The sequence below is a fragment of the Kribbella sp. NPDC104218 genome, assembly GCF_055584105.1.
The window spans coordinates 724,203-747,494 of the sequence record NZ_JBVJMQ010000002.1; the positions used below are offsets into that span (position 1 = coordinate 724,203).

The window sequence follows — 23,292 nt, forward strand, 5'->3', positions numbered from 1 at the left end:
CAACGTAGAACGCTCAGGCGCTAGAGGCATAAGAGCTTGCGCAGAACGCAAGAAAGCGAGCCGTCACCTGCCCGCAACGCAAGAACCTGGTCTGACCGCGCGGTACCGTCCTCGGGTGAAACTGGCGTGGGTGGGGCTGGTGCTGATCATCAGCGCGTGCGGGACGGAAAGCGCGACGGGCGGGCAGACTACGGCGGTGCCGACACCGAAGCTCATCGGGACGCCGACACCGGTCAAGCGGACGCCGACGCGGCCGCCGGCGACGTGTCCGGCATCGGGGCAGTCAATCTCGGTCAGCGACATCGAGCCCGCACTCGGGCACCGGTCGGTGGCGGTCACGCTGACCAACTGCCGAGCCGACGACCTGGTCGTCGAGGGCTACCCGGAGATCGTCGTCCTGGACGCCGAGCGCCGGCCGATGAAGATCACTGTGAGCCGCGGCTCGTCGTACATGGCACAGGATCCGGGGCCGCGGAAGATCCGCCTGAAACAAGGGAAGTCGGTGGACGCGTTCGTGTCCTGGTCGAACACGACCAACGACGGCGCCGCCCAGCGCGCGACCTTCCTTTCCGTTGCCCGCGGCAAGCAAGAGGGCCCGGTGATCTGGCCGGTCGAACTCGACCTCGGGACCACCGGCACCGTCAAGCTCACCGCTTGGAATCAAGCGCGGTCGTAGACGAGCGCCAGCTCACCCAGCGATCCGGCCTCCTGGTGCGCGAGCGTCCACTTCGTCCCGGGCAGCCCGTCCTCGAAGAGCCGCGAGCCGCCACCGGCCAGCTCGGGAACGATGACCAGGTACAGCCGATCGACGAGGTCCGCGGCGAGCAGGTCCTTGATGATGGTCGGCGCACTGTTGACCCAAATGTCGCCGGAGCCCTCGGTCTTGAGCTGGGCGACCACCTCCGCGGCCGGCGCGTTCAGCACCCGCGTCCGCTCCCACGGCGGCTCGGTCATCGTCGTCGACAGCACGACCTTCTCGGATCCGACCAGCCATTGCGCGTAGCCACGATCCCGAGGGTCGGCTTGCTCATCCTCGGCGACCGCGGCCCAGTAGCCCATGAATCCTTCGGCGCTGGTCCGGCCGAGCAGCGCGGTCGTCGCGTCGCGATGCATCCGCGCCAGATGCTCGCGCGCGACCTCGGTGCTCACGTACGGCGCGATGGGCGCGAAGTCCTGCGGCCCACCCGGGCCGTGGTAGCGGCCGTCGATGGTGAGCGCCAGATTGGCGGTGACAAGGCGGTTGGTCATGACTGAACTCCTTCATCGATCACTCTGGTCAGGTTGTCGAGCACCTGGTTCCACCCGGTCTCGATCCCGGCGATGTACTGCGCGGCGTCGACCGTGCTGTCGCTGATCCGCAGGCCGATCTGCAGCCGCGTCCCCGTCGGCACTGCACTGAGGACGACGTCGTACGTCGAGACGAACGACACCGGCGATTCGAACAGCGCGAGGTCGAACACCAGCCGCTCGTACGCCGTCGCCAGCTGAACCGTGCCCTCGGACCGGTAGCGCCCGTCGGCATCGACGTACTCCAGGACGGCGCGTCCACCGGCCCGCGGCTCGATGACGCCCTCGGAGACCGTCAGCGACGGCGGCGCCCACCACGCAGCGAGCAGGGCCGGCTCGACCCAGTGCCGCCAGACGACGGCCGGCTCGACCGGCAGCAGGCGCTCGAAGGCGAACGTCCGCCCATCGGCCCACCGATCCCGGTCGGCACGAGCGGTCTCGGCCGCGATCGCCGCCTGGTAGCGGGCGATCACGTCCCGGTCCCCCGCGTGCGCCTCGGCGGTGGCGATCAGCTCCCGCACCCGCCGCTCGAAGGCCTGCAACGGCTCGACTTCGAGCGCGTACACGCGCCGCTGGCCGAGCGGGACGACGGTGACCAGCCCCGCCCGGGCGAGCGTCTGGAGGTGTTTGGTCGTCTGCGGCTGCCGCATCCCGACCAGCTCCGCGAGCTCGCCGACCGAGCGCGGACGCTCGGCCAGCAGCTCGACGATCCGCCAGCGCGTCCCGTCCCCCAGCACCGCCGCGATCTGTTCCATGACCAGAAGTATTCCCTGACTAGAATATTCTTGTCAAGGAATACTTAGTTCTCGACGCGGAACGGGTCGTGCTCGGCGAGCAGCTTGTCCAGCCGCGCCTGGTCGACGCGGGTACTCACTCCGGACAGCTCCTGGCGGTCCCGGACGACCTTCGACAGCGTGATCGTCGAGGTGACCAGATAGAGCAGTCCGAGGCCGAGGAAGGCGCGGACCCAGCCGGCCGCGGGCAGGTAGATGACGGCGATCGTCATCGCGGTCAGGGACAGGCCGAACGACAAGATGGCCTGCACGTAGTAGGCGTTGGTCTGGGACGGCTGAATCGGCTTGTTCATGGACCGATCGTCGCGAAATCCAGCCCCCGCGACATGCGCTGAACTACTCAGATCGCGCCGGTGATGGCCTTCTTCCGGAGGTCGGCGCGGTACGCCTCGAGCGCGATCAGCTCGCCGAACATCCGGTTGTAGTCGTCGGCCTTGTCGATCGGGTTCGTCCGCTGCAGCTTCGACTTCAGATCCGCGATCCGGCGCGCGCAGGTCAGCTCCTGCAGCCGCGCGAGCAAGGCCAGCGCGTACTGCTCGTCGGGATCGCGGCCAAGCCGCAGCGGGTCGACCGCGAGCGCGCCGACGACCGCGGCGGCCGGATCGTTCCCGACGGCCTCGCGGACGGCGACCACCCAGGCCTCTCCCGGCGCGGCGGCCGACGGACCGCCGACCTTCGCCATCGCGGCCCGGACGGCGGCCAGCCACGGATGCGTGAAGTCGTGGTCGTCCAGCTCGTCGAAGGCGACGCCGACCAGCGCGGGATGCTGCATCGCGACCTTCAGCACATCCCACTCGATGACGAACCGCTGGTCCCGCGGCGACGGGACGTCGGCCCGCGGCGGGGGCGGCGCCTCCGTGCTGACGGTGACCGGCGGGCGGCCGGCCGCCTGCGGCTGCGGCGCGGGCCGGGACGCGGCGCGGTGCACCTCGGACCGGACCTGGTCGACCTCCATCCCCAGCTCCCCGGCGAGCTCGCGGGTGAACGAGTCGACCTTCGAGCGGTCCCGGATGCTGACCACCAGCTTCGCCGCCTCGCGCAGCGCGTCGATCCGGGTGTCGGCCCGATCCAGGTCGTACTTCGTCAGCACGTTGCCGAGCACGAACCGGTACAGCGGAACCCGCCGGCCGATCAGCTCCCGGACGGCGGCATCGCCCTTCTGCAGTCTCAGGTCGCACGGGTCCAGCCCGTCGGGCTCGACGGCGACGTACGTCTGCGAGGCGAACGCCTGGTCACCGGCGAAGGCCTTGAGCGCCGCCCGCTGCCCGGCCTCGTCGCCGTCGAAGGTGAAGATCACCTCGCCGCGGAACTGGTCGTGGTCGAGCAGCAGCTGCCGCAGCACCCGGGCGTGGTCGTCGCCGAACGACGTCCCACAGGTGGCGACCGCGGTCTGGACGCCGGCCAGGTGGCAGGCCATCACGTCGGTGTAGCCCTCGACGACGACGGCCTGGCGGCCCTTGGCGATCTCGCGCCGGGCCAGGTCGACGCCGTACAGGACCTTGGACTTCTTGTAGATCGGCGTCTCGGGGGTGTTCAGGTACTTCGCTTCGATCTTGTCGTCGTCGAACAGCCGTCGCGCGCCGAACCCGATCACATCGGACGACGCGTCCCGGATCGGCCACATCAGCCGGCCGCGGAACCGGTCGTACAGGCCGCGCTGGTTCTCGGCGGCCAGGCCGGAGCTGACCAGCTCGGTGTTCGTGAAACCGCGGCCGCGCAGGTGGCCGATCAGCGCGTCCCCGCCGCGGGGCGCGAAACCGACCCCGAACTTGACCGCGGCGTCGCGGTCGAAACCGCGCTTGTCCAGGAACTGCCGGCCCAGCGAGGCCTCGGCCGCGCCGAACAACTGGTCGACGTAGAACTCGGCGGCGACCTTGTGCGCCTCGACGAGCCGCGGGCGCTGGTTGGCCGGACCGCGCTGGATCGGCGCGCCGGACTCCTCGTAGCGCAGCTGGATGCCGACCTTCGAGGCCAGCGTCTCGACGGCCTCGTGGAAGGTGATCTGATCGATCTTCTGGATGAAGTCGATGACGTCGCCGCCCTCTTGGCAGCCGAAGCAGTAGAAGAAGCCGCGGGCCGGGGTGACGTTGAACGACGGCGACTTCTCGTCGTGGAACGGGCACAGCCCCTTCAGCGAGCCGCCCCCGGCGTTCTTCAAGGTGACGTACGAGCCGACGACGTCGTCGATCCGCGCGCGCTCGCGCACCAGCGCGATGTCCTCTTCCTTGATCCTGCCTGCCACCCCGCGAGTCTACGATCCTCCGCAACCGATCCCATCCACGGGAGGACAAACAAGTGCGTCGCACTCTTGGGCTGCTCGTTCTGACCGCCGCCCTGCTCGCCTCGACCCTCGTGCTGACCGGCGAGAAGCCGGCCACCGCCGCGGCCCGGCCGAGCCACCCACGGCCGTTCGTCGAGCTGGTCTCTCCCGGCGGCGTCGGCCGCCTCTACACCGCTGACGCACGGGAGCTGGATGCCGCTGTTGCGGCCGGCTACCGACGCCAGTCCGGTACGACGGGTTTCGTCGGCCGCGAACCGAAGGACGGATCGACACCGCTGTTCCGGCTGAAGCCGACCGCGAGCGCCTCCCGCTGGCTCTTCACCGCGTCACTCAACGAGCGCGACACCCTGGTCCGCAAGGGCTGGGTCAACGAGGGCATCGCCGGGTACGTCGATGCCCGCCCCGGTCCCGGGCTCGTCCAGCTCCGCCGCTTCAGCAACGGCAAAGAGTGGCGCCTCGCGCCCGAGCCGCGCACGACCGAGCTGCTGAACGCCGGCTACCGCCTCGACGGTCCGGTCGGCTACGTGCGTCCGACGTCCATCCGCGCGGGCGCGGTGTACTTCGGCATGTTCCACACCGGCGGCCACCCGACGATCATCGCTCGCACGAAAGAGGTGTACGGCCGCGACAACGACTGGTGGGGCGGCGTCCGCGACTTCCACGCCGGGACGCCGTACGCGACCGACAACTGGCCCGGCGAGGACTGGTCGAATCTCAAACCCACGATCGGGTACTACGACGACTCACAGCCCGCGACGCTGGAGAAGCACATCGACCAGGCGACGTCCGCCGGGCTGAGCTTCTTCAACTTCTACTACTACTGGGACAGCAAGAAGCAGCGGCAGGATCTGACCGACGCCGCGCTCGAAGCGTTCCTGCAGGCGTCGAACAAGAACAAGATCGACTTCACGATCGGCGTCTGCGCGCACCCGTACGCGCCGCTGAACATCCCGGTCGCCCAGTACGACGCGGTCGCCGCCAACCTCGCGCGGTACCTGCAGCAGGACAACACGCTGCGGACCAACGACGGCCGGAAGATCTTGAACATCTGCGACGCCCGCGGGCTCGGCGACGGCAGCAACGCGCAGGTCAAGCAGTTCGTCGACGCGGTCCGCGCGAAGTCCGGCCAGGACCTGTACGTGATGATCAACCAGGCGGGTTTCGACCCGCAACAGGTCACGAACGCGGGCGCGGATGCGCCGTACTGCACGACCGACGGCCCGTCGATCGAGTCGCGCTCGTACGCGACCTACCTGCGCGACCAGACGAAGTTCTACCGCCAGGCGCCGACGGGTCCGTACGGCCGCTGCGTGCTGGCCGACTTCGACGAGCGGCCGCGGTATCCGATCGAGACCCGCGACGTGAAGGCCATTCGCTGGATGCCGGATCAGTCGATCGAAGGTTTCCGCCAGGCGGTGCGCGCCGCGGCGTCCGACATGCGCACGTCCGGACGGCCGTCCACGGTGGACAACCACCTCTACCTGTACGCGTGGAACGAATGGCACGAGGGCGGCGTGATCGAGCCCAACGAGCGCGACGGTTGTGCGTATCTCGACGTCCTGCAGGCTGAGCTGTCCCTGCCCGGCCCGGGCTGCGTCGGTTAGGTTTGCGACCGTGCCCCGAACTCTGCGCCCCGGTCAACGGTCCGAGCTGTATGTCGTCGAGGTCGCGAGCGGCGCGTCCCGGCTGGTGTTCAGCTCGGACGACGTGCTGTTCGAAGCGCCGAACTGGACGCCGGACGGCGAGCTGATCGTCAACGGGAACGGGAAGCTGTTCCGGGTCGACGGCGGGTTGACCGAGATCGAGCTCGGCGGCGTCCCGGATATCAACAACGACCATGTGGTCAGCCCGGATGGCGCGACCGTCTATGTCTCGGCCGCCGACGGTCACCTGTACGCCGTTCCGTTCGCCGGCGGGCCGGGGCGTCGGGTGACCAACGATCGCGGGCCCGACTTCCGGCACTACCTGCACGGCATCTCACCGGACGGGACGACGCTCGCCTACATCGGCCTGGAGCCGGTCGACGGCCGGCGGATCACCAACGTCTGGACGATCCCGGCCGCGGGTGGCGCCGACGTCCAGATCACCGATGACGAGCACGCGGACGACGGCTCGGAGTACGGGCCGGACGGGAAGTGGATCTACTTCAACTCCGAGCGCGCCGGGCATGCGCAGCTGTTCCGGATCGCGGACGGCGTCGCCGAGCAGCTGACCGACGACGAGCGGGTCAACTGGTTCCCGCACCCGGCGCCCGACGGCTCGTCGATCGCCTACGTCAGCTTCCCGCCCGGCACCGAAGGGCACCCGGCCGATATCGAGGACGTCCGCGTCCGGCTGCTCACCCCCGACGGCATCCGCGAGCTGGCGACGCTGTTCGGCGGCCAGGGCACGATGAACGTGCCGAGCTGGTCCCCGGACAGCACCGCCTTCGCGTACGTGGCTTATCCGTTAGACGTCCGCTAGCTCGATCGAGGTGTCGGCGAGGCGGGCGGGGTCGACCTGCTTGCCGATGAGGGCCCGGATGCCGTCGGTCGCGTCCCAGACGTTGACGTGCATACCGGCCAGGACGTGGCGGTCGTCGTCCAGCCAGAAGGCGAGATAGGCGCCCGAGGCGGGGTCGCCGCGCAGGACGACCTCGTACGACGTGTCGCGCGGGACGTCGCCGACGTACTCCATGCCGAGGTCGAACTGGTCGGTGAAGAAGTACGGCTGCGCATCGTGCACGACCTCCTGGCCGAGCATCGCCTTCGCGGCCACCGCGCCGGTGTCCTTCGCGTTCTGCCAGTGCTCGACGCGGAGCGAACGGCCGAGCTTCGGGTGCTGCCAGCGCACGATGTCGCCCGCGGCGTAGACATCCGCGGCGGACGTCTGCAGGTCGGCGCCGGCGACGACACCGGAGCCCTCAGCCGGGGAAGCGATCTCGAGCCCGGCAGCCTCAGCAAGCTCCAGGTTCGGCTGGACGCCGACGCCTACCACCACCAGGTCCGCCGGCAGGACCTCGTCGGCGATCCGGACGCCGGTCACCGTGTCGGTGCCCTCGAAGCCCTCGACCCGCGCACCGAAGCGGAACACGACCCCGTGCTTGCGGTGCAGCTCGGCGTACAGCTCGCCGACCTGCTCACCCATCACCGAGGCGAGCACGGTCGACTGCGGCGCCACCACAGTCACCTCGCAGCCACGCTCCTTGGCCGCAGACGCAGCCTCCAGACCGATCCAGCCGGCGCCGACAACAACCACCCGCGGCTTCGCGGCGTATGCGTCGGTCAGCTCCTGCGACTGCTCCGCCGTCCGCAGGTAGTGGATGCCGGGCAGGTCGCCACCCGGTACGTCGAGGCGACGGACGCGGCTCCCGGTCGCGAGCAACAGCTTCGAGTAGGCCTGCTGGGAACCGTCCTCCAACGTGACGGTGTGCCCGGCGGTGTCGACCGCGGTGACCGTCGTCCCGAGCCGGAGCTCGATCGACTGATCGGCGTACCACTGCTCGTCGTGCAGCTGGGCGGACTCCGGCCCCTTCTTACCGAGCAGGACATCCTTCGACAACGGCGGTCGCTCGTAGGGGAGGTCGGTCTCGGCGCCGATCAGGACGACGCCGCCGCTCCACCCCTCCTTCCGCAAGGTCTTGGCCGCGGTCGCTCCCGCGAGGCTCGCACCGACGATGACGATGGGGTCAGAGGTCATACCTTCGAGACTAATGCGTGGTGCCAGGCGAGGGCAGATGGGTCGGTGAGCGAGGCGACCTGGTCGATGATCACGCGGAGGCGGGCGTCGTCGTCGGCGGCTTCGAGGAAGTCGGCGCGGAGGGCGGCGTCCAAGTGGGCCGGGCCGGTCTTCCAGAGCGTCTCGACCAGCTCGGTGAGCAGCTCGCGCTGGGAGGCGCGGCGGGCCTGCCGCTCGGGCGAGTTCAGCACGTGGAACATGCCGATGCCCTTGAGCAGGCCGATCTCGACGCGGACGCCGTCCGGGACGACGAGGTCGGCCTCGTAGCGGATCAGGCGGGAGCGGCCGAAGACGGCATGTGTCGCCTGCTCGGCCGCGGTCGCGAACCGGCCGATCAGCTGACTGGTCAGATCCTTCAGGCCGCCGAGCGCGCGGCGGCTGTCGTCGAACGGGCCGACCGGCCAGTACGGCAGCTTGGTCAGCCGCTGCCAGCTCTCGTCGAGCTCAGCATCGGTTGCCTCCGGCAAGTACATCCGCCGGACGGTCTCCCAGTACGGCGCCCGGTCGGCGTCGATCGCGGCGAGGTCGATGTGCCGCGCGACGATGCCGTCCTCGACGTCGTGGACCGAGTAGGCGACGTCATCGGCGAAGTCCATCACCTGGGCCTCCAGGCAGCGCCGCTCGCCGACCCCCGGGCGCAACCACCCGAAGACCGCGAGATCGTCGTCGTACACCCCGAACTTCCGCTCCCCCGGACGCCGGGCCCACGGGTACTTCGTCGAGGCGTCGAGCGTGGCGCGGCTGAGGTTCAGCCCGACGCTGCGGCCGGCCGCGTCGAAGGTCTTCGACTCCAGCCGGGTCAGCAGCCGCAGGGTCTGCGCGTTGCCCTCGAAACCGCCGATCCCGGCGGCGAGCGTGTCGAGCGCGCGCTCGCCGTTGTGACCGAAGGGCGGGTGGCCGAGGTCGTGGGACAGGCAGGCCGCGTCGACGATGTCGGGATCGCAGCCGAGGGTCGAGGCCAGCTCGCGCCCGATCTGCGCGACCTCCAGGCTGTGGGTCAGCCGGTTCCGGACGAAGTCGTCGCTGCCGGCGGTGGCGACCTGTGTCTTGGCCGCCAGCCGCCGGAGCGCCGCGCTGTGCAGCACGCGGGCGCGATCACGCGCGAACGCCGTCCGGCCCGGTCGTTTGACCGGCTCCGCGACCCAGCGCTCGGCGTCATGCTCGTCGTACCACTCGTGCTGCTTCCTCATCACTGCTCACAGTAACGGGGCCGACCGACAGTTTCGGAACGTTCGGGTTAACCCCAGCCGCCCTGCGCCATGGTCTGGAACTTCCAGTCGCCGCCGACCTTGACCAGCAGGTCGCCGTACCGGACCGGCTGGGTCTGGCCCTCGTAGGTCATCGTGCCGTCGGTGATCACGAAGACGAGCGCGTCGGACAGGAAATGCGGCGTCCGCGTCACGTCGAAGCTGAACTCACCGCCGCCGCCCATCACCTGCTCCATCTGCGCCAGGTACGCCGCCCGGTCGATCTGGGTGGCGCTGCCGGTCCCCTTGCCGTCGTCGGACACCTCGTTCAGCGGGAACAGCGCCAGGTCGGCCATCCCCGCGTAATCGCGCGCCGCCGCCAGCGCGTCGTACCGCTCGAACCACTCCCGCACACTCGCTTCGGACAAGCCTTCTCCTCCTCGAATCTGAAACTAGGTACAGTGTACCCAGTTTAGTCAAGGCAATACCTGGACCACACGATCCCGCCGCTGAACACCTCGGTTCCGGCATGCCGGAACCGCACCCCGCCCGCCCCGCACCAAGGCTCCCCCGCCCCCACCACCACCGGATGCACCAGCAACGCCAGCTCATCCACCAACCCCAACTCCAACAAGCCCCGCACCAACCCCCCACCCGACTCCACCCGCACGACCTCCGCCCCGCGCTTCCCCAACACCCGCAAAACCTCTTCGAGGTCGACCTGCTCATACCCGGTCACGAGCTCCCGAGTAGTCGCATCCGGCGCCCGCGCCGGCGTCTGATCGGCATACAACGCCAACACCTCCGACCAATACCCCAGCCCCCGCAACACCTCCCAACACCCAACCCGCCCCCGCCCATCCACCACAGCCAACACCGGCCCGGCAGCAGCCGCTGCGGCTCGGCCCAGGACGTCCCGTGCGCCGGCGCGGAGGGCGGGTTCTTGGGCGAGGATGGTGTCGGCGCCGATGAGGGTGACGTCTTCTTGCCAGAGGGTGGCCATGGCGTAGTAGCGGGCGAAGTCGGCGTCGAAGCCGGTGGTGCGGCCGTCGAGGGAGACGGCGATTTGGGCTACTACGTGGGGCCGCATGGGAAAACGGTAGAAGCCGCCACCGACAGTCGACGGTGACGGCTTCTCCGGATGACTGACTAGATGTCGCGGAAGGTCTCGATCTGGGCGCCGAGGGAGTTGAGGCGGGTGGCCAGGTCCTCGTAGCCGCGGTTGATGACATAGACGCTGCGCAGGACCGAGGTGCCCTTGGCGGCCATCATCGCGATCAGGGTGACGACGGCGGGACGCAGGGCCGGCGGGCACATGATCTCGGCACCGGAGAAGTGCGTCGGGCCCTCGACCATCACCCGGTGCGGGTCGAGCAGCTTGACCCGGCCGCCGAGTTTGTTCAGGTCGGTCAGGTAGATCGCGCGGTTCTCGTAGACCCAGTCGTGGATCAGCGTCTGCCCGGTCGCCTTCGCGGCGATCACCGCGAAGAACGGCAGGTTGTCGATGTTCAGCCCCGGGAACGGCATCGGGTGGATCTTGTCGATCGGCGCGTGCAGCTGCGAGGGGCGGGTGGTCAGGTCGACCAGGCGGGTCCGGCCGTTCTCGGCCAAGTACTCCTCGCTGCGGCTGTAGTCCAGGCCCATCTCCTCCAGCAGCGCGAGCTCGATCTCGAGGAACTCGACCGGCGCCCGGCGGATGGTGATCTCCGAACCGGTGACGATCGCCGCGGTGAGCAGGCTCATCGCCTCGATCGGGTCCTCGGACGGCGCGTAGTCGACGTCCACGTCGATCTCGGCCTTGCCGTGCACGGTCAGCGTCGTCGAGCCGACGCCCTCGACCTTCACGCCGAGCAGCTCGAGGTAGAAGCAGAGGTCCTGGACCATGTAGTTCGAGCTGGCGTTGCGGATGACGGTGACGCCGTCGATCCGGGCGGCCGCCATCAGCGCGTTCTCGGTGACGGTGTCGCCGCGCTCGGTCAGCACGATCGGCTTGACCGGCGTGATCGCCCGGTTCACCACCGCGTGGTACTCACCGGCCGTCGCCTTCACGTCCAGGCCGAACGGGCGCAGCGCGGTCATGTGCGGCTCGACCGTGCGGGTGCCGAGGTCGCAGCCACCGGCGTACGGGAGCTGGAAGGTGTCCTCGCGGTGCAGCAGCGGGCCGAGGAACATGATGATGGAGCGCGTCCGGCGGGCCGCGGCGGCGTCCATCGCGCCGAGGTCGAGCTGCGCCGGCGGGACGATCTCCAGGTCACCGGCGTCGTTCAGCCAGGTGGTCCGGACGCCGATCGAGTTCAGCACCTCGAGCAGCCGGTTGACCTCCTCGATCCGGGCGACCTTGCGCAGCGTCGTCCGGCCCTTGTTGAGCAGACTCGCGCACAACAGCGCGACACCGGCGTTCTTGGACGACTTGACGTCGATCGCGCCGGAAAGCCGCAAACCGCCGACGACACGGAGGTGGACCGGACCGCCACCGAGAGAGACAATTTCGGAGTCGAGGGCCTCGCCGATCCGGGCGAGCATCTCGAGGGTGAGGTTCTGATGACCTTTTTCGATCCGGTTCACCGCGCTCTGGCTGGTGTTCAGCACATCCGCGAGCTGCGTCTGCGTCCAGCCGCGGTGCTTGCGGGCGTCCCGGATGAGATTGCCGATCCGGCTCAGGTAGTCATCAGTCATGCGCCGGACCTTATCTCACATGTGAGATACCCCTGCGCCGACCCTCCGGTGCCAGCGTAGCCAATGTCACGGGGTGTCGACCCCGCACCCCCGGTGGGCCGCTCGCCGCCTACACTTACCCAACTCCCGCCGCCATTCGGAGAGGACCAGCAGATGTATGACGACACCTCCGAGGTGGTGAGGGAGTTCGAAGCGGAAGCGTGGCCGCTGGAGGCGGCGGCCGACAGCCTGCACCAGGTGATCGACGGCTTCCAGGACGGCGACACCCGGCCGCTGGTGATCGGCGACGGTGACGAGCCGGTGCTCGTCGTCCTCGCGATCGCCGACCTGGCCGACTTCCGGGCCCGGGTCAACGACCTGCTCGGCAACCCGGTCGACGCCGGCTGGCTGCGCTACTGGCTGCGGTCGAATTTCGACATGAGCTCGGAGCGGCTCGTCGAGCTGCTCGGCGTCGACGCCGACCACGGCCTGTCGTCGCTGGCCAGCCAGGTGAACGTCGACCAGGCCGCGACCCTGATGCCGGACCACGTCCGCCGGACCGAGGCCGGCGGCAACCCGCTGATGCTGATCGGCGACGGGATGATGGCGACCGCCGCGCTGCTCGCGTTCCCCGCCTTCCAGGTGCTGCTCGCGCTCGACGGCGATGGCGACGGCGCCATCGAGGACGACTCCTGCGCGCACGACGCCGAGGAGAAGCCGACCACCCCGCTCGAGGTGCTCGCCGAGCGGCTCGGGCCGGTCTCCACCCAGCTGGTCGCGCAGATCAACGCCGGCCGCGAGCCGGGTCTGCCGCGGTACGAGCTGCACTTCGAGGACGACCTGGTCGACCACCTCCGCGATCTGGAGAGCCGCGCCCAGCGCGCGCCGGGCAGCGAAGCGCACGACGAGCTGAACGAGTTGCTGCACCAGTTCGACGAGATGCGCAGCGGCCAGGGCGCGCCGGACGACGACGAGGAGCTGGACGAGGCGCCGTACCTGGAGGCGACCGACCTGCAGGCCGCCCTCCCCCAGCTGCGCGACAACTTCCGCGAAGGCGCCGACGACCCATACCTGATCGGGTACGACGGCCGCCCGCTGGCCGGTCTGATCACCTTCGATCTCTACGAGGAGCTGCAGCGCGTCTCGGTCGAGCTCGGCGGCAGCGACGAGGCGCCCGTCCTCCCGCTCCCCCAGCCGCGCTGGGAGAACGGACCCGAGGTACTGATCTTCGAGGCGTCACTGGCCGTCTGCGAGGCGGTCGTCGAGGACATCTCGAACGGCGAGGGCTCGATGATCTTCATCGCCGACGAGGACGGCGACCCCGAACTCGTCCTGGCGCCGCTCGTCTGGCTGTGGGCCTACGTCGACCACCTCGATCTGGAAGGCGCGATCTAACCCGTCACTCGGTGAACGGGAACAGCGGCTGCCACTCGGTGAGCAGGGCGAGCTGGTAGACGTCGGCCGGGGTGTACGGGTCCTTGGCGAGGATGTCGCGCAACTCGGCCTCATCGGCGACGTCGTACACCAGCAGGGCGCCGGTCTGGTCGGTGAACGGGCCGGCGGCGACGAGTTTGCCGGCCGCCTTGAGCTCGTTCAGGTACTCGCGGTGGGCCGGGCGGACCGCCAGCCGCTCGTCGGTCTCGGCAAGGTCGAACTGCAGCTGGACAACGTAGAAGGCCATACCCGGAACCCTACAACGGGGATCGGATACGGCCTTGTACACAACGAGATTTTGGTGCGGGAGAGGGAGTCACGAGCCGCCACAGCGGCTGGTTCGAGTGACCCGAAAGTCGACGGTGCACTCCCTTCCCGCCCGGTTATTCTGACCAACCCACGAGGTACTTTGCAAGACCTTGGTTAAGAGAAAGTGCAGCAGAAAGTCGGCGCCGGTGACGCTTCGTCACCGACTTCCCGCCGGGCCTGATGAGAGCGCGGACACGCTCATACGGTCCGTCACGCCGCCGCACTGTCAAGGCCTGGCGCCGGCCCTCAGAGCGCGGCGCGGCCGGCCTCGAGGCGAGCGATCGGGACGCGGAACGGCGAGCAGGAGACGTAGTCGAGGCCCACCTCGTGGAAGAAGTGGATCGAGTCGGGGTCGCCGCCGTGCTCACCGCAGACGCCGAGTTTCAGATCGGGTTTGGCGGCCCGGCCGCGGTCGACGCCGGTCCGGACCAGGGCGCCGACGCCTTCGGTGTCGATCGACTCGAACGGCGAGACCGCGAAGATCCCCTTCTCCAGGTAGCGGGAGAAGAACGAGCCCTCGACGTCGTCGCGGCTGAAACCCCAGGTGGTCTGCGTCAGGTCGTTGGTGCCGAACGAGAAGAAGTCGGCGGCCTCGGCGATCTGGTCCGCGATCACAGCCGCGCGCGGCAGCTCGATCATCGTGCCGATCGGGATCTCCCACTCGACGCCGACCTCGGCCAGCACCCGCGATACCTCGTCGCGGGCCAGGTGCAGCTCCTGGACGGCGCCGACCAGCGGGATCATGATCTCCGGCCGCGGGTCCTTGCCCTGGCCGCGCAGCTCGACGGCGGCGGAGGCGATCGCGCGGACCTGCATCGCGAACAGCCCCGGAATCACCAGCCCGAGCCGCACCCCGCGCAAGCCGAGCATCGGGTTCTGCTCGTGCAGCCGCTGCACCGCCGACAGCAAGGCGGCCGCGCGCCCCGGGTCCTCGCCGCGCTCCTTGGCCAAGGCGACCTTGACCGCGAGATCCTCCATCGACGGCAGGAACTCGTGCAGCGGCGGGTCGATCAGCCGGATCGTCACCGGCAGCCCGTCCATCGCGCCGAGCAGCTCCAGGAAGTCGCCGCGCTGCAGCGGCTCCAGCTCGGCCAGCGCCGCGTCGCGCTCAGCGTCGTCCGAAGCCAGGATCAGCCGCTCGACCGCCTCGCGGCGCTCGCCGAGGAACATGTGCTCGGTCCGGCACAGGCCGATCCCCTCGGCGCCGAACCGGCGCGCGCGAGCCGCGTCGTCCGCGGTGTCGGCGTTGGTCCGGACGCCGAGCCGGCGCACCTCGTCCGCGTGCGTGATCAGCCGGTGGACGGCGGCGACGAGCTCGTCACCCGCTTCGGCGTCCAGCGTGCCCTCGAAGTACTGGACGACGGGGGACGCGACCACGGGCACCTCGCCGAGGAAGACCTCGCCGGTGGTGCCGTCGATCGAGATCGTCGCGCCGGCCTCGAGGACCGTGCCGTTGATCTTGATGGTGCCCTGGGCAACGTTCACGTCGAGCTCGTCGGCGCCGCAGACGCAGGTCTTGCCCATCCCGCGGGCGACGACGGCCGCGTGTGACGTCTTACCGCCGCGGCTGGTCAGGATGCCCTGCGCCGCGATCATCCCGTGCAGGTCGTCCGGGTTCGTCTCGCGGCGGACCAGGATCACCTTCTCGCCGCGGTCCGCGGCCTCGACCGCGGCGGCCGACGTGAACACGACCTGACCGGACGCCGCGCCCGGCGACGCGCCGATCGCCTTGGTGAGCAGCTCCGTCTCGGCGTCCCCGTCGAAGCGCGGGAACATCAGCTGCGCGAGCTGCGCGCCCTTGACCCGCTTGAGCGCCTCGTCGGTGTCGATCACGCCCTCGTCGATCAGGCTGGTCGCGATCCGGAACGCGGCGGCCGCCGTCCGCTTGCCCACGCGGGTCTGCAGCATCCACAGCTTGCCGCGCTCGACGGTGAACTCGATGTCGCACAGGTCGCGGTAGTGGCCCTCGAGTTTGGCCATGATCGCCATCAGCTCGTCGTACGACGTCTTGTCGATCTGCTCGAGATCGGCGAGCGGGACGGTGTTGCGGATGCCGGCGACGACGTCCTCGCCCTGGGCGTTCTGCAGGTAGTCGCCGTACACGCCGGGCTGGCCGGTGGCGGGGTCGCGGGTGAAGCAGACACCGGTGCCGGAGTCCATGCCGAGGTTGCCGAAGACCATCGAGCAGATGTTGACCGCGGTGCCGAGGTCGGTCGCGATCCGCTCCTGGCGGCGGTAGAGGATCGCGCGGTCGGAGTTCCAGGAGGAGAAGACGGCCTCGGTGGCGAGGTCCATCTGGGTCCGCGGGTCCTGCGGGAACTCACGGCCGGTGTGGTCGAGGACGGCCTGTTTGAACGTCTCGACGAGCGCCTTCAGGTCGTCGGCGTCCAGGTCGAGGTCGTTGCGGGTGCCCTTGGCCTGTTTGGCGGCCTCGATCGCGTCCTCGAAGACGTCGCCTTCCATCCCGAGCACGGTCTTTCCGAACATCTGGATCAGCCGGCGGTAGGCGTCCCAGGCGAACCGCGGGTTGCCGGACTGGTGGGCCAGGCCGTTCACCGAGTCGTCGTTGAGGCCGACGTTCAGCACCGTCTCCATCATGCCGGGCATCGACACCGCGGCGCCGGAGCGGACCGAGACCAGCAGCGGGTCGTCGGCCTGACCGAGTTTCTTGCCCATCTTCTGCTGCAGGACGTCGACGTGGTGGTCGATCTCGTCGGCCAGCTCGGGCGGTACCGAGCCGGTGCTCAGGTAGACCTTGCAGGCTTCGGTACTGATCGTGAACCCGGGCGGGACCGGCAGGCCGAGATTGGTCATCTCCGCGAGGTTCGCGCCTTTGCCACCGAGCAGTTCCTTCTTGGACTTGTCGCCCTCGGCGAAGTCGTAGACGAGTTTCGGCACGTTCACTCCCTGGGGTGCGGGTGCTGCTGGGACGCGGTGAGGTGGCCGCTGGCCCGTCGACTCCGGTGGCGGGGGCGTCTTTTCAGAGTAAGCCCGAAAACCAGTCCAGTTGAACACTGGTCTCACAACGAGACACGTGACCCTCCCCACAAACCCAAGGCGGAAAACCCTTACCTGCCTTGACAACGCAAGACAAACCCAGGGTCTAGAGTCTGAAACGTGCGCATCGTCTCGCTCCTCCCCGCCGCCACCGAGATCTGCTTCGCGCTCGGCGCCGGAGCCGACGTCGCCGGCGTCACCTTCGAATGCGACTACCCCGCCGAAGCCCGCACCCGCCCGATCGTCTCCACCACCGCACTACCCGCCGGCCTCACCCCGGCCCAGATCGACGCCGAGGTCCGCGCCCGCGCGGCCGCCGGCGAGGACCTCTACACCCTGCACGCCGACGCCCTCCGCGCCCTCGACCCCGACCTCGTCATCACCCAAGACCTCTGCGCCGTCTGCGCCCTCGACACCACCGACGTCACCGAAGCCCTCACCTACCTCGGCTGCACCGCCCAACTACTCACCACCAACCCCCAAACCCTCCCCGGCATCCTCACCTCCATCGAGCAAATCGCGAGGGCGATCGGCCGCGACAGCACGCCCCTCCTCACCAACCTCACCGACCGCCTGCGGCGCCTCCCCGGCGGCTTCCACGCCGGAGGCGTGCACCCCGGCGACACCCGGAACGTCTCCGCCGGTGGACACGCGGGAGCGGGTGTCGACGGGAGCGCAGCCCCGGGCGGCCGCGCGGGCGGCGAGCCCGGCGTTGGTGGGGTGGCGGGGTCGCGGGGTGGGTGGGCCGGGGTGGGCGAAGGGAAGCGGGTGGGGGTGGTGGAGTGGGTGGAGCCTTTGTTTGGGGCGGGGCATTGGGTGCCGGAGATGGTGGAGGTGGCTGGTGGGGTGAATTTGGTGGGGGTGGCGGGTGGGCGGTCGGGGGTTGTGGGGTGGGAGGCGTTGACGGGGGCTGAGGTTGTGGTGGTGGCGCCTTGTGGGTTTGGGGTGGAGGCTGCGGCGGAGCAGGCGCGTGGGGTGTTGGGGCGGATGCCGGTGGGGGCCGAGGTGTGGGCGGTGGATGCGAACAGCTACTTCGCGCGGCCGGGGCCGCGGGTGGTGGACGGGATCGAGTTGCTCGCGGAGATTTTGGCGGGAGGTACGCCGGAGCCGGGGAAGGCACGGCGGGTGCGATGAGGCGGACCGCCAGCACTCACCAACTCCCGCTGGGGGCGGTTGCGCCGCCGCGGCTGAGCGTGGCGGGGCGGTACTGCGGATAGTTGGTGAGTGGGGGACGTCCGGCACCTAAAGGGAACGACGGGTGCGGAGGTAGTCGCCGACGACGGCGGCGCCGAGGCCGTCGGCGTCCGGGGCGAGGACTCGGCCGCCGGAGCGGCGGGCGAGGAGGTCGACGAAGGCGTTCAAGCGGGGGTCGTCGCCGAGGCGGAAGACGGTGAGTGAGGCGCCGAGTTTGGCCAGGCGGTCGACTTCGAAGATGGTTTTGCGGAGGGTGGCCGGCTCGGGCGGGTAGGAGAACTCGGCCGTGCCGTCGGGCTCGAGGTGGGCGGTGGGTTCGCCATCGGTGACCATCAGGACGACGGGTTGCGCGCCGGGGTGGCGGCGCAGGTGGCGGCCCGCGAGCAGGAGCGCGTGGTGGGCGTTGGTGCCCTGCTCCCAAGTCCCTTCGAGGCCGATCAGCTGAGGTAGCTCGACGACACCGGCGTACCGGCCGAAGGTGATCAGCTGAAGAGCGTCGTTGCGGTAGCGGGTCGAGATGAGCTGATGCAGCGCGAGCGCCGTCCGCTTCATCGGCAGCCACCGGTTCTCCTGCACCATCGACCACGAGGTGTCGACGAGCAACGCGACCGCGGCCCGGGCCCGATGCTCGGTCTCGGCGATCTCGACATCCGCGACGTCCAGCCGCACAGGCCCGCGCCCGGCGGTTCGGAGTACGGCGTTCCGAACGGTCCGCGGCACGTCCCAGGCTTGGGTGTCCCCGAATTGCCAGGGCCGCGACGACCCACTCAGCTCACCGGAGGCACCGGCGTTCGCCGCATCCCGCTCGCCGGAGCCGCGCGCAGTCCGCAGTACGTCGGCCAGCGCCGTCTGACCCAACTGCCGCAACGCCTTCGGCGACAACCGCAGCGAGCCATCCGGCGCACGCTCGACCAGCCCCTGCTCGCGAAGCTGCCGCTCCAACTCGCTCAACCGCCGCGCGTCGACCGTCGCCTCATCGCCCAGCTGCCGGGTCAGGGCGTCGAGGTCAATATCCTCCAGCCGCGCCCCGGGATACGACTGCGACAACTGCTCGGCCAACGCATCCAGCTCGGCCAGATCCGACATCGCCCGCGCGCCTTCCGCGAGCCCGAGCGGATCGTCGCCGCTGAGCTGCGCCGAGCCCGCCCAGTCCTCGCCCGGTCGCAGCGACTGCAGCTGCGCATCCAGCTGCGCGAGCTGCTGCGCCAGCTGCGGACTCCCGAAGGCCTGCTGTGACAGCGAAGCCAGCTCGGCTCGCTGCTCCGGCGTCATCGAGTTCAGCATCCGCTGCGCCGCGGCCGCCCGCTGCGCGAGGACGTCGATCAGCTCGTCGACGGTCCGCGGATTCTCCGGGAAGAACTCCCCGTGCTTGGCCATGAACTCCGCGAACAGCTCGGGCACCTCGGCCCGCCCCTGCGCATGCGCGGCGAGCAGCGCGTTGAGATCGGCGAGCATCTCGTTGACCCGCTCGACGTCCTCGGGCGTGGTCTGCTGCAGCGCCTCCTTCATCCCCTCGAACCGCGACCCGAGCAGCTCCTTGCCGAGCAGCGAGCGGATCTCGTCGTACTTCTGCCGGCCCTCGGCGGACTGCCACTCGTACGACGCCAGCTCGCGCACGGCGGCCGCCGTCCCCGAAGGAAGCGCGTCGAGCTGCGCCTCCTGGAACCGCGCGTCGTCCGACGGGTTGGGGAACAGCTCGCGCCGCTCCGCCTCCAACGCCTCCTCCAGGAGCCGCCGCACGTCGCGCAAGGTGCCGTCGAGGTTGTGCCGCCGCTCGATCTCGCGGCGGCGCTCCCACAGCCGGCGGGTCAGGTCGTCCAGGCCTTGTGTCCGCTGAGTGCCGCGCCGGAGCAACTCCTCCAGCGCGGACCGCGGCGACGACCCGTTCATCACGTCGCGCCCGATCTCGTCGAGCGCGTCCCGCAGGTCGACGGGCGCGGCGAGCGGATCCGGCCCGTCGTGCCACGGGCCGTAGGACCAGCCTTCCGGGATCGTCATCAGGCCCCGTAGACCGTCGAGTCGTCGTCGGCGTCCTTGGCCAGCCGTTTCGACAGGTACAGCGCCTCCAGGGCGAGCTCCACCGCCGCGGCGATCCGGCCGGGCGACTCGTCGGCGTCGACGCCGGCCCGGGCCGCTACGTCGTGCAGCACCGGCAGCTCCGGCAGCGCGGCGAGCACGTCCTTGGCCGGCACCCGCTCGCCGGTGGTCACAAGGTTGCCGTCAGCAACAGCTTGGGCGAGTGGCGACAGGTCGAGACCGGCGAACCGCTCGCGCGCGGTGTCGGCCACCGACCGCCGCAGCAGGTACTCGAGCAGCTCGACCTCGCGCCCCTCCTCCCCCGGCTCGAACTCCAGCTTCCCGCGCAGGACGGCGGGGACGGCGTCCAGGTCGACCGGACGCGCGACGGCCGGCTCCTCGCCGGTGATCGCGCCGCGGCGCAGCGCGGCCGCCGCGATCGTCTCCGCGGCCGCGACCGCGAACCGCGCCGAGACACCGGACCGCTGGTCGATCGCGGGCGACTCGCGCAGGTGCCGCACGAACCGCGCGAGCACCTCCAGCAACGGCTCGCCGACCTCGGCGGTGAGCTCGGCCTCCTGCCGGATGACGTCCACCTCGGCGTCGATGTCGAGCGGGTAGTGCGTGCGGACCTCGGCGCCGAACCGGTCCTTCAGCGGGGTGATGATCCGGCCGCGGTTGGTGTAGTCCTCCGGGTTGGCGGTTGCCACCAGCAACACGTCGAGCGGCAGCCGCAGCGTGTACCCGCGGACCTGGATGTCGCGCTCCTCCATCACGTTCAGCAGGGCGACCTGGATCCGCTCGGCGAGATCCGGCAGCTCGTTGATCGCGACGATCCCGCGGTGCGCCCGCGGGACCAGCCCGAAGTGGATGGTCTCCGGGTCGCCGAGGCTGCGCCCCTCGGCGACCTTGACCGGGTCGACGTCGCCGATCAGGTCGCCGACCGAGGTGTCGGGGGTGGCGAGTTTCTCGGCGTACCGGAGGCTGCGGTGCAGCCAGGCCACCGGCAGGTCGTCGCCGAGCTCGGCCGCGCGCCGGATCGAGGCCGGGGTGATCGGGTCGAGCGGGTGCTCGGGGAGCTCGGCGCCGTCGATCACCGGCGTCCACTCGTCGAGCAGGCCGATCAGCGTGCGCAGCAGCCGGGTCTTGCCCTGGCCGCGCTCACCGAGCAGGACGACGTCGTGGCCCGCGAGCAGCGCGCGCTCGAGTTGCGGGATCACCGTCCGGGTGAACCCGACGATGCCGGGCCACGGATCCTGCCCGGCGCGGAGGTGGTTCAGCAGATTGGCGCGGAGCTCGGCCTTCACCGACCGCGGCAGGTAACCGGCGGCCCGAAGGTCACCGGCCGTACGAGGAAGTTCAGCAGGTGCACTGGTCACGTGACGACGTTAGCTCGGTCACCCCAATCTCAGCAGAGCTTCGGCGTGAATCGGTCGGCGGACAGGACGTGCGTGCCGGCGAACGTGATCGGCACCCAGGGGTGCTGGGGTGAATCGCGGGTGACGAAGTGGTTGCCGTCGGCAGGCGCCGTGGGCCGCAGCTCGTACTCGATGACGGCCTTCTCGGTGAAGGCGAGCCGGTCGCCGGTGGCGCGGAACGTGATCCCGAGCTGACCGTCGGCCCGGCGGACGACGTCGATCTGGACGGACGCCCGCGCGTACGACCCGAGATGGCGATCATCGGTCGGGACGTCGATCGGCTCGGGCGGCGCCGGGTGCGCGACACCGGTGTAGTGGGTGAAGACCTCGGAGATGAGCGGCTCGAAGAGCGCCGCCCCGTTACCGGAGTTGGTCAGCACGCAGACGGCAACCCGGGCCTCGGGGTCGACCCGCAGGAACGCCTTCTGGCCGATGGTCGAACCGTCGTGGCCGAAGAGGCTGCGACCACCCCACTCGTAGAGGCGCCAGCACAGACCGAGATCCGCGGAGCTGGTCACCGTCACGCCCTGCGGCTCGCGCATGGCGAGGTAGCGGTCGTCGGTGAGGTGCAGGCGGACGAACTCGAGCAGGTCGCCCGCAGTCGCCGCGATCGTGCCGGCCGGGCCGATACTGCGTGGCAGCTGCCAGCTCTGGACCGGCGTCCCCTCGGGGATGATGTGGCCGACGGCGGCGCGATGCAGGATCGCCTCCTCCGGCAGAGTGACGGTCTTGGTCAGGCCGAGCGGCTCGATCAGGCGGGCGCGCAGGGACGCATCCCAGCCGCGGTTGTCGAGCACCTCGATGATGCGACCGAGGACGACGTACCCGGCGTTGCAGTACGAGTACGCCGTACCGGGGTCGAAGAGGAGCTCCGCGGCGCCGAGCAGCTCGACGTACCGCTCGATGCAGTCGTCGCCGCGACCGGTGTCGGTGAAGATGTCGCCGTCGATACCACTGGTATGGGTGAGCAGGTGCCGGACGGTCACCCGCGGGTCGATCGGTGCCCCAGGCAACAATTTGACCACCGCGTCGTCCAGCCCGAGCCGCCCCTGCGCCGCGAGCTGGACCACCATCGTCGCCGTCCACGGCTTGCTGACCGAGCCGAGATGAAAGATCGAGTCCGCCGTGGTCTCGACGCCGGTCTCGGTATTCAGAACCCCGAACGGAACGACGACCAACTCGTCGTCCGCCCAGATCCCGAGTACCGCCCCCGGCACCGCCGCCGCCGTCGCCAATTCGTTCAACCGCGCAGACCAGTCAGGCATACCCCCGACCCTACTTCGCAAGCTGGTCCAGGAAGGTGCGAATATCGCGCAGCGCGGTGTCCTCGTCGAGGCCCTGCTCCTGCAGGATCTTGGTCGCGGCCCCGCCGGTGTCGCGATAGAACGCGAGCAGAAGATGCTCGGTGCCGACGTAGTTGTGGCCGAGCGTCAGCGCCGATGCGACCGCACCTTGCAGGACGTGCGTCGCACCGCGCGTGTACGGCGGGTTCTGCGCATCCATCGGCCGCTCGGGCGCCGCTTCACCGACCGGACTGACGGCGTCCACCGCCTGATACAGCGCCTGCTCGGTCAACCCGCGGGCGACGAGCACCTGCGTGGCAATTGCCTGCGGCTGCGTGAAGAACGCGAGCAACACGTGCTCGGCGCCGACGAAATGCTGCTTGCGCCCGTTCGCGACGTCCACGGCCGCACGGACGACGGCCTGCGTCCGGGGCGTGAACCGCTCGAACGACGTCGCATCCGCGAACCGCTTGTGCGCCGCCTGCTTACTCACGCCGAGCACCGCGCTGATCTCGACCCACGACTTCCCCGCGCCGCGCGCCCGATCGACGAAGAAGCCGAGCGCCGCGTCGCCCGTGCTGGTCAGTTCGCTGATGGTGGCCGCCGCCGTCTCGAGCTGCCGCAGCTCGTCGTCGCTACCGGCGTCCGCCTTGATCGTGGTGATGAGTTGCTGCAAATCGGGTCCAGGAGTCATGCGTCAACCTTAGGTTGACAACCAAG

General features: G+C 69.8%; 20 protein-coding genes. 5 read left to right on the plus strand and 15 right to left on the minus strand.

Features of this window, described 5'->3' with window-relative positions; translation table 11 throughout:
• Positions 1-115 precede the first annotated feature (115 nt).
• Positions 116-676, plus strand: a complete 561-nt coding sequence (locus tag ACZ6ZD_RS19295; protein WP_465673885.1) for a DUF4232 domain-containing protein — start codon at positions 116-118, stop codon at positions 674-676.
• Here ACZ6ZD_RS19295 and ACZ6ZD_RS19300 read toward each other — a convergent pair.
• Genes ACZ6ZD_RS19300 through dnaG form a run of 4 tightly spaced genes read right to left on the minus strand, consistent with a single transcriptional unit; the run spans position 661 to position 4,323 of the window.
• Complete coding sequence (locus ACZ6ZD_RS19300) at positions 661-1,248, minus strand: dihydrofolate reductase family protein (protein WP_465673887.1); 588 nt, start codon at positions 1,246-1,248, stop codon at positions 661-663. The two genes, ACZ6ZD_RS19295 and ACZ6ZD_RS19300, sit on opposite strands and share 16 nt — an antisense overlap.
• The gene (locus ACZ6ZD_RS19305; protein WP_465673889.1) at positions 1,245-2,042 is read right to left on the minus strand and encodes a metalloregulator ArsR/SmtB family transcription factor; all 798 of its coding nucleotides are present in this window, start codon (positions 2,040-2,042) and stop codon (positions 1,245-1,247) included. Before ACZ6ZD_RS19305 ends, ACZ6ZD_RS19300 begins: the two co-directional genes overlap by 4 nt.
• Positions 2,043-2,086: 44 nt before the next feature.
• A complete protein-coding gene (locus ACZ6ZD_RS19310; protein ID WP_465673891.1) occupies positions 2,087-2,374 on the minus strand; it encodes a YiaA/YiaB family inner membrane protein in 288 nt (95 codons plus the stop codon).
• Between the two features lie 47 nt (positions 2,375-2,421).
• Positions 2,422-4,323: a DNA primase gene (gene dnaG, locus ACZ6ZD_RS19315; RefSeq protein ID WP_465673893.1), complete on the minus strand. Its 1,902-nt coding sequence runs from the start codon at positions 4,321-4,323 to the stop codon at positions 2,422-2,424.
• A gap of 53 nt (positions 4,324-4,376) precedes the next feature.
• Between dnaG and ACZ6ZD_RS19320 the strand changes: the two genes are divergently transcribed.
• Together ACZ6ZD_RS19320 and ACZ6ZD_RS19325 are read left to right on the plus strand one after the other, a co-directional pair.
• Positions 4,377-5,966 (plus strand): glycoside hydrolase family 99-like domain-containing protein, encoded by a 1,590-nt coding sequence (locus tag ACZ6ZD_RS19320; protein ID WP_465673895.1) that lies wholly within the window; start codon positions 4,377-4,379, stop codon positions 5,964-5,966.
• A 10-nt stretch (positions 5,967-5,976) separates the two neighbouring features.
• Positions 5,977-6,825, plus strand: a complete 849-nt coding sequence (locus ACZ6ZD_RS19325; protein ID WP_465673897.1) for a TolB family protein — start codon at positions 5,977-5,979, stop codon at positions 6,823-6,825.
• Here ACZ6ZD_RS19325 and ACZ6ZD_RS19330 read toward each other — a convergent pair.
• The 5 genes from ACZ6ZD_RS19330 to ACZ6ZD_RS19350 are packed head-to-tail and all read right to left on the minus strand — an operon-like array spanning position 6,811 to position 11,942.
• Positions 6,811-8,040 carry an NAD(P)/FAD-dependent oxidoreductase gene (locus ACZ6ZD_RS19330; RefSeq protein ID WP_465673899.1) on the minus strand — a complete coding sequence of 410 codons (1,230 nt, stop codon included), beginning with the start codon at positions 8,038-8,040 and terminating at the stop codon, positions 6,811-6,813. The genes ACZ6ZD_RS19325 and ACZ6ZD_RS19330 overlap by 15 nt on opposite strands.
• Positions 8,037-9,269 carry a deoxyguanosinetriphosphate triphosphohydrolase gene (locus tag ACZ6ZD_RS19335; RefSeq protein WP_465673901.1) on the minus strand — a complete coding sequence of 411 codons (1,233 nt, stop codon included), beginning with the start codon at positions 9,267-9,269 and terminating at the stop codon, positions 8,037-8,039. The genes ACZ6ZD_RS19330 and ACZ6ZD_RS19335 overlap by 4 nt, the downstream gene beginning before the upstream one ends.
• A 47-nt stretch (positions 9,270-9,316) precedes the next feature.
• Entirely contained in the window at positions 9,317-9,694 is a 378-nt protein-coding gene (locus ACZ6ZD_RS19340) for a nuclear transport factor 2 family protein (protein WP_465673903.1), read from the minus strand.
• 44 nt (positions 9,695-9,738) lie between these two features.
• A complete protein-coding gene (locus ACZ6ZD_RS19345) occupies positions 9,739-10,356 on the minus strand; it encodes a RibD family protein (RefSeq protein ID WP_465673905.1) in 618 nt (205 codons plus the stop codon).
• Positions 10,357-10,415: 59 nt separating this feature from the next.
• Entirely contained in the window at positions 10,416-11,942 is a 1,527-nt protein-coding gene (locus ACZ6ZD_RS19350) for a helix-turn-helix domain-containing protein (RefSeq protein WP_465673907.1), read from the minus strand.
• A 153-nt stretch (positions 11,943-12,095) separates the two neighbouring features.
• Here ACZ6ZD_RS19350 and ACZ6ZD_RS19355 point away from each other — a divergent pair, with 153 nt between their 5' ends.
• Positions 12,096-13,316, plus strand: a complete 1,221-nt coding sequence (locus ACZ6ZD_RS19355; RefSeq protein WP_465673909.1) for a hypothetical protein — start codon at positions 12,096-12,098, stop codon at positions 13,314-13,316.
• A 4-nt stretch (positions 13,317-13,320) separates the two neighbouring features.
• Here ACZ6ZD_RS19355 and ACZ6ZD_RS19360 read toward each other — a convergent pair whose 3' ends face one another.
• Positions 13,321-13,602 (minus strand): YciI family protein, encoded by a 282-nt coding sequence (locus ACZ6ZD_RS19360; RefSeq protein WP_465673911.1) that lies wholly within the window; start codon positions 13,600-13,602, stop codon positions 13,321-13,323.
• A gap of 308 nt (positions 13,603-13,910) precedes the next feature.
• A complete protein-coding gene (ppdK, locus tag ACZ6ZD_RS19365) occupies positions 13,911-16,562 on the minus strand; it encodes a pyruvate, phosphate dikinase (RefSeq protein WP_465673913.1) in 2,652 nt (883 codons plus the stop codon).
• A gap of 219 nt (positions 16,563-16,781) precedes the next feature.
• Between ppdK and ACZ6ZD_RS19370 the strand changes: the two genes are divergently transcribed.
• On the plus strand, positions 16,782-17,795 hold the full coding sequence (locus ACZ6ZD_RS19370) for a TroA family protein (RefSeq protein WP_465673915.1): 1,014 nt from the start codon (positions 16,782-16,784) through the stop codon (positions 17,793-17,795).
• A 108-nt stretch (positions 17,796-17,903) separates the two neighbouring features.
• On the opposite strand, the gene ACZ6ZD_RS19375 is transcribed toward ACZ6ZD_RS19370, so the two are convergent.
• From ACZ6ZD_RS19375 to ACZ6ZD_RS19390, 4 genes are read right to left on the minus strand one after another with little or no spacing between them, the layout of a single operon-like run.
• Positions 17,904-19,853, minus strand: a complete 1,950-nt coding sequence (locus ACZ6ZD_RS19375) for a vWA domain-containing protein (RefSeq protein ID WP_465673917.1) — start codon at positions 19,851-19,853, stop codon at positions 17,904-17,906.
• Positions 19,853-21,250 (minus strand): ATP-binding protein, encoded by a 1,398-nt coding sequence (locus ACZ6ZD_RS19380; protein WP_465673918.1) that lies wholly within the window; start codon positions 21,248-21,250, stop codon positions 19,853-19,855. Before ACZ6ZD_RS19380 ends, ACZ6ZD_RS19375 begins: the two co-directional genes overlap by 1 nt.
• A gap of 29 nt (positions 21,251-21,279) precedes the next feature.
• The gene (locus ACZ6ZD_RS19385) at positions 21,280-22,554 is read right to left on the minus strand and encodes a serine hydrolase domain-containing protein (protein ID WP_465673920.1); all 1,275 of its coding nucleotides are present in this window, start codon (positions 22,552-22,554) and stop codon (positions 21,280-21,282) included.
• Positions 22,555-22,564: 10 nt separating this feature from the next.
• Positions 22,565-23,266, minus strand: coding sequence for a Clp protease N-terminal domain-containing protein (locus ACZ6ZD_RS19390; RefSeq protein ID WP_465673922.1), 702 nt, complete (start codon positions 23,264-23,266; stop codon positions 22,565-22,567).
• Between the last annotated feature and the right edge of the window lie 26 nt (positions 23,267-23,292).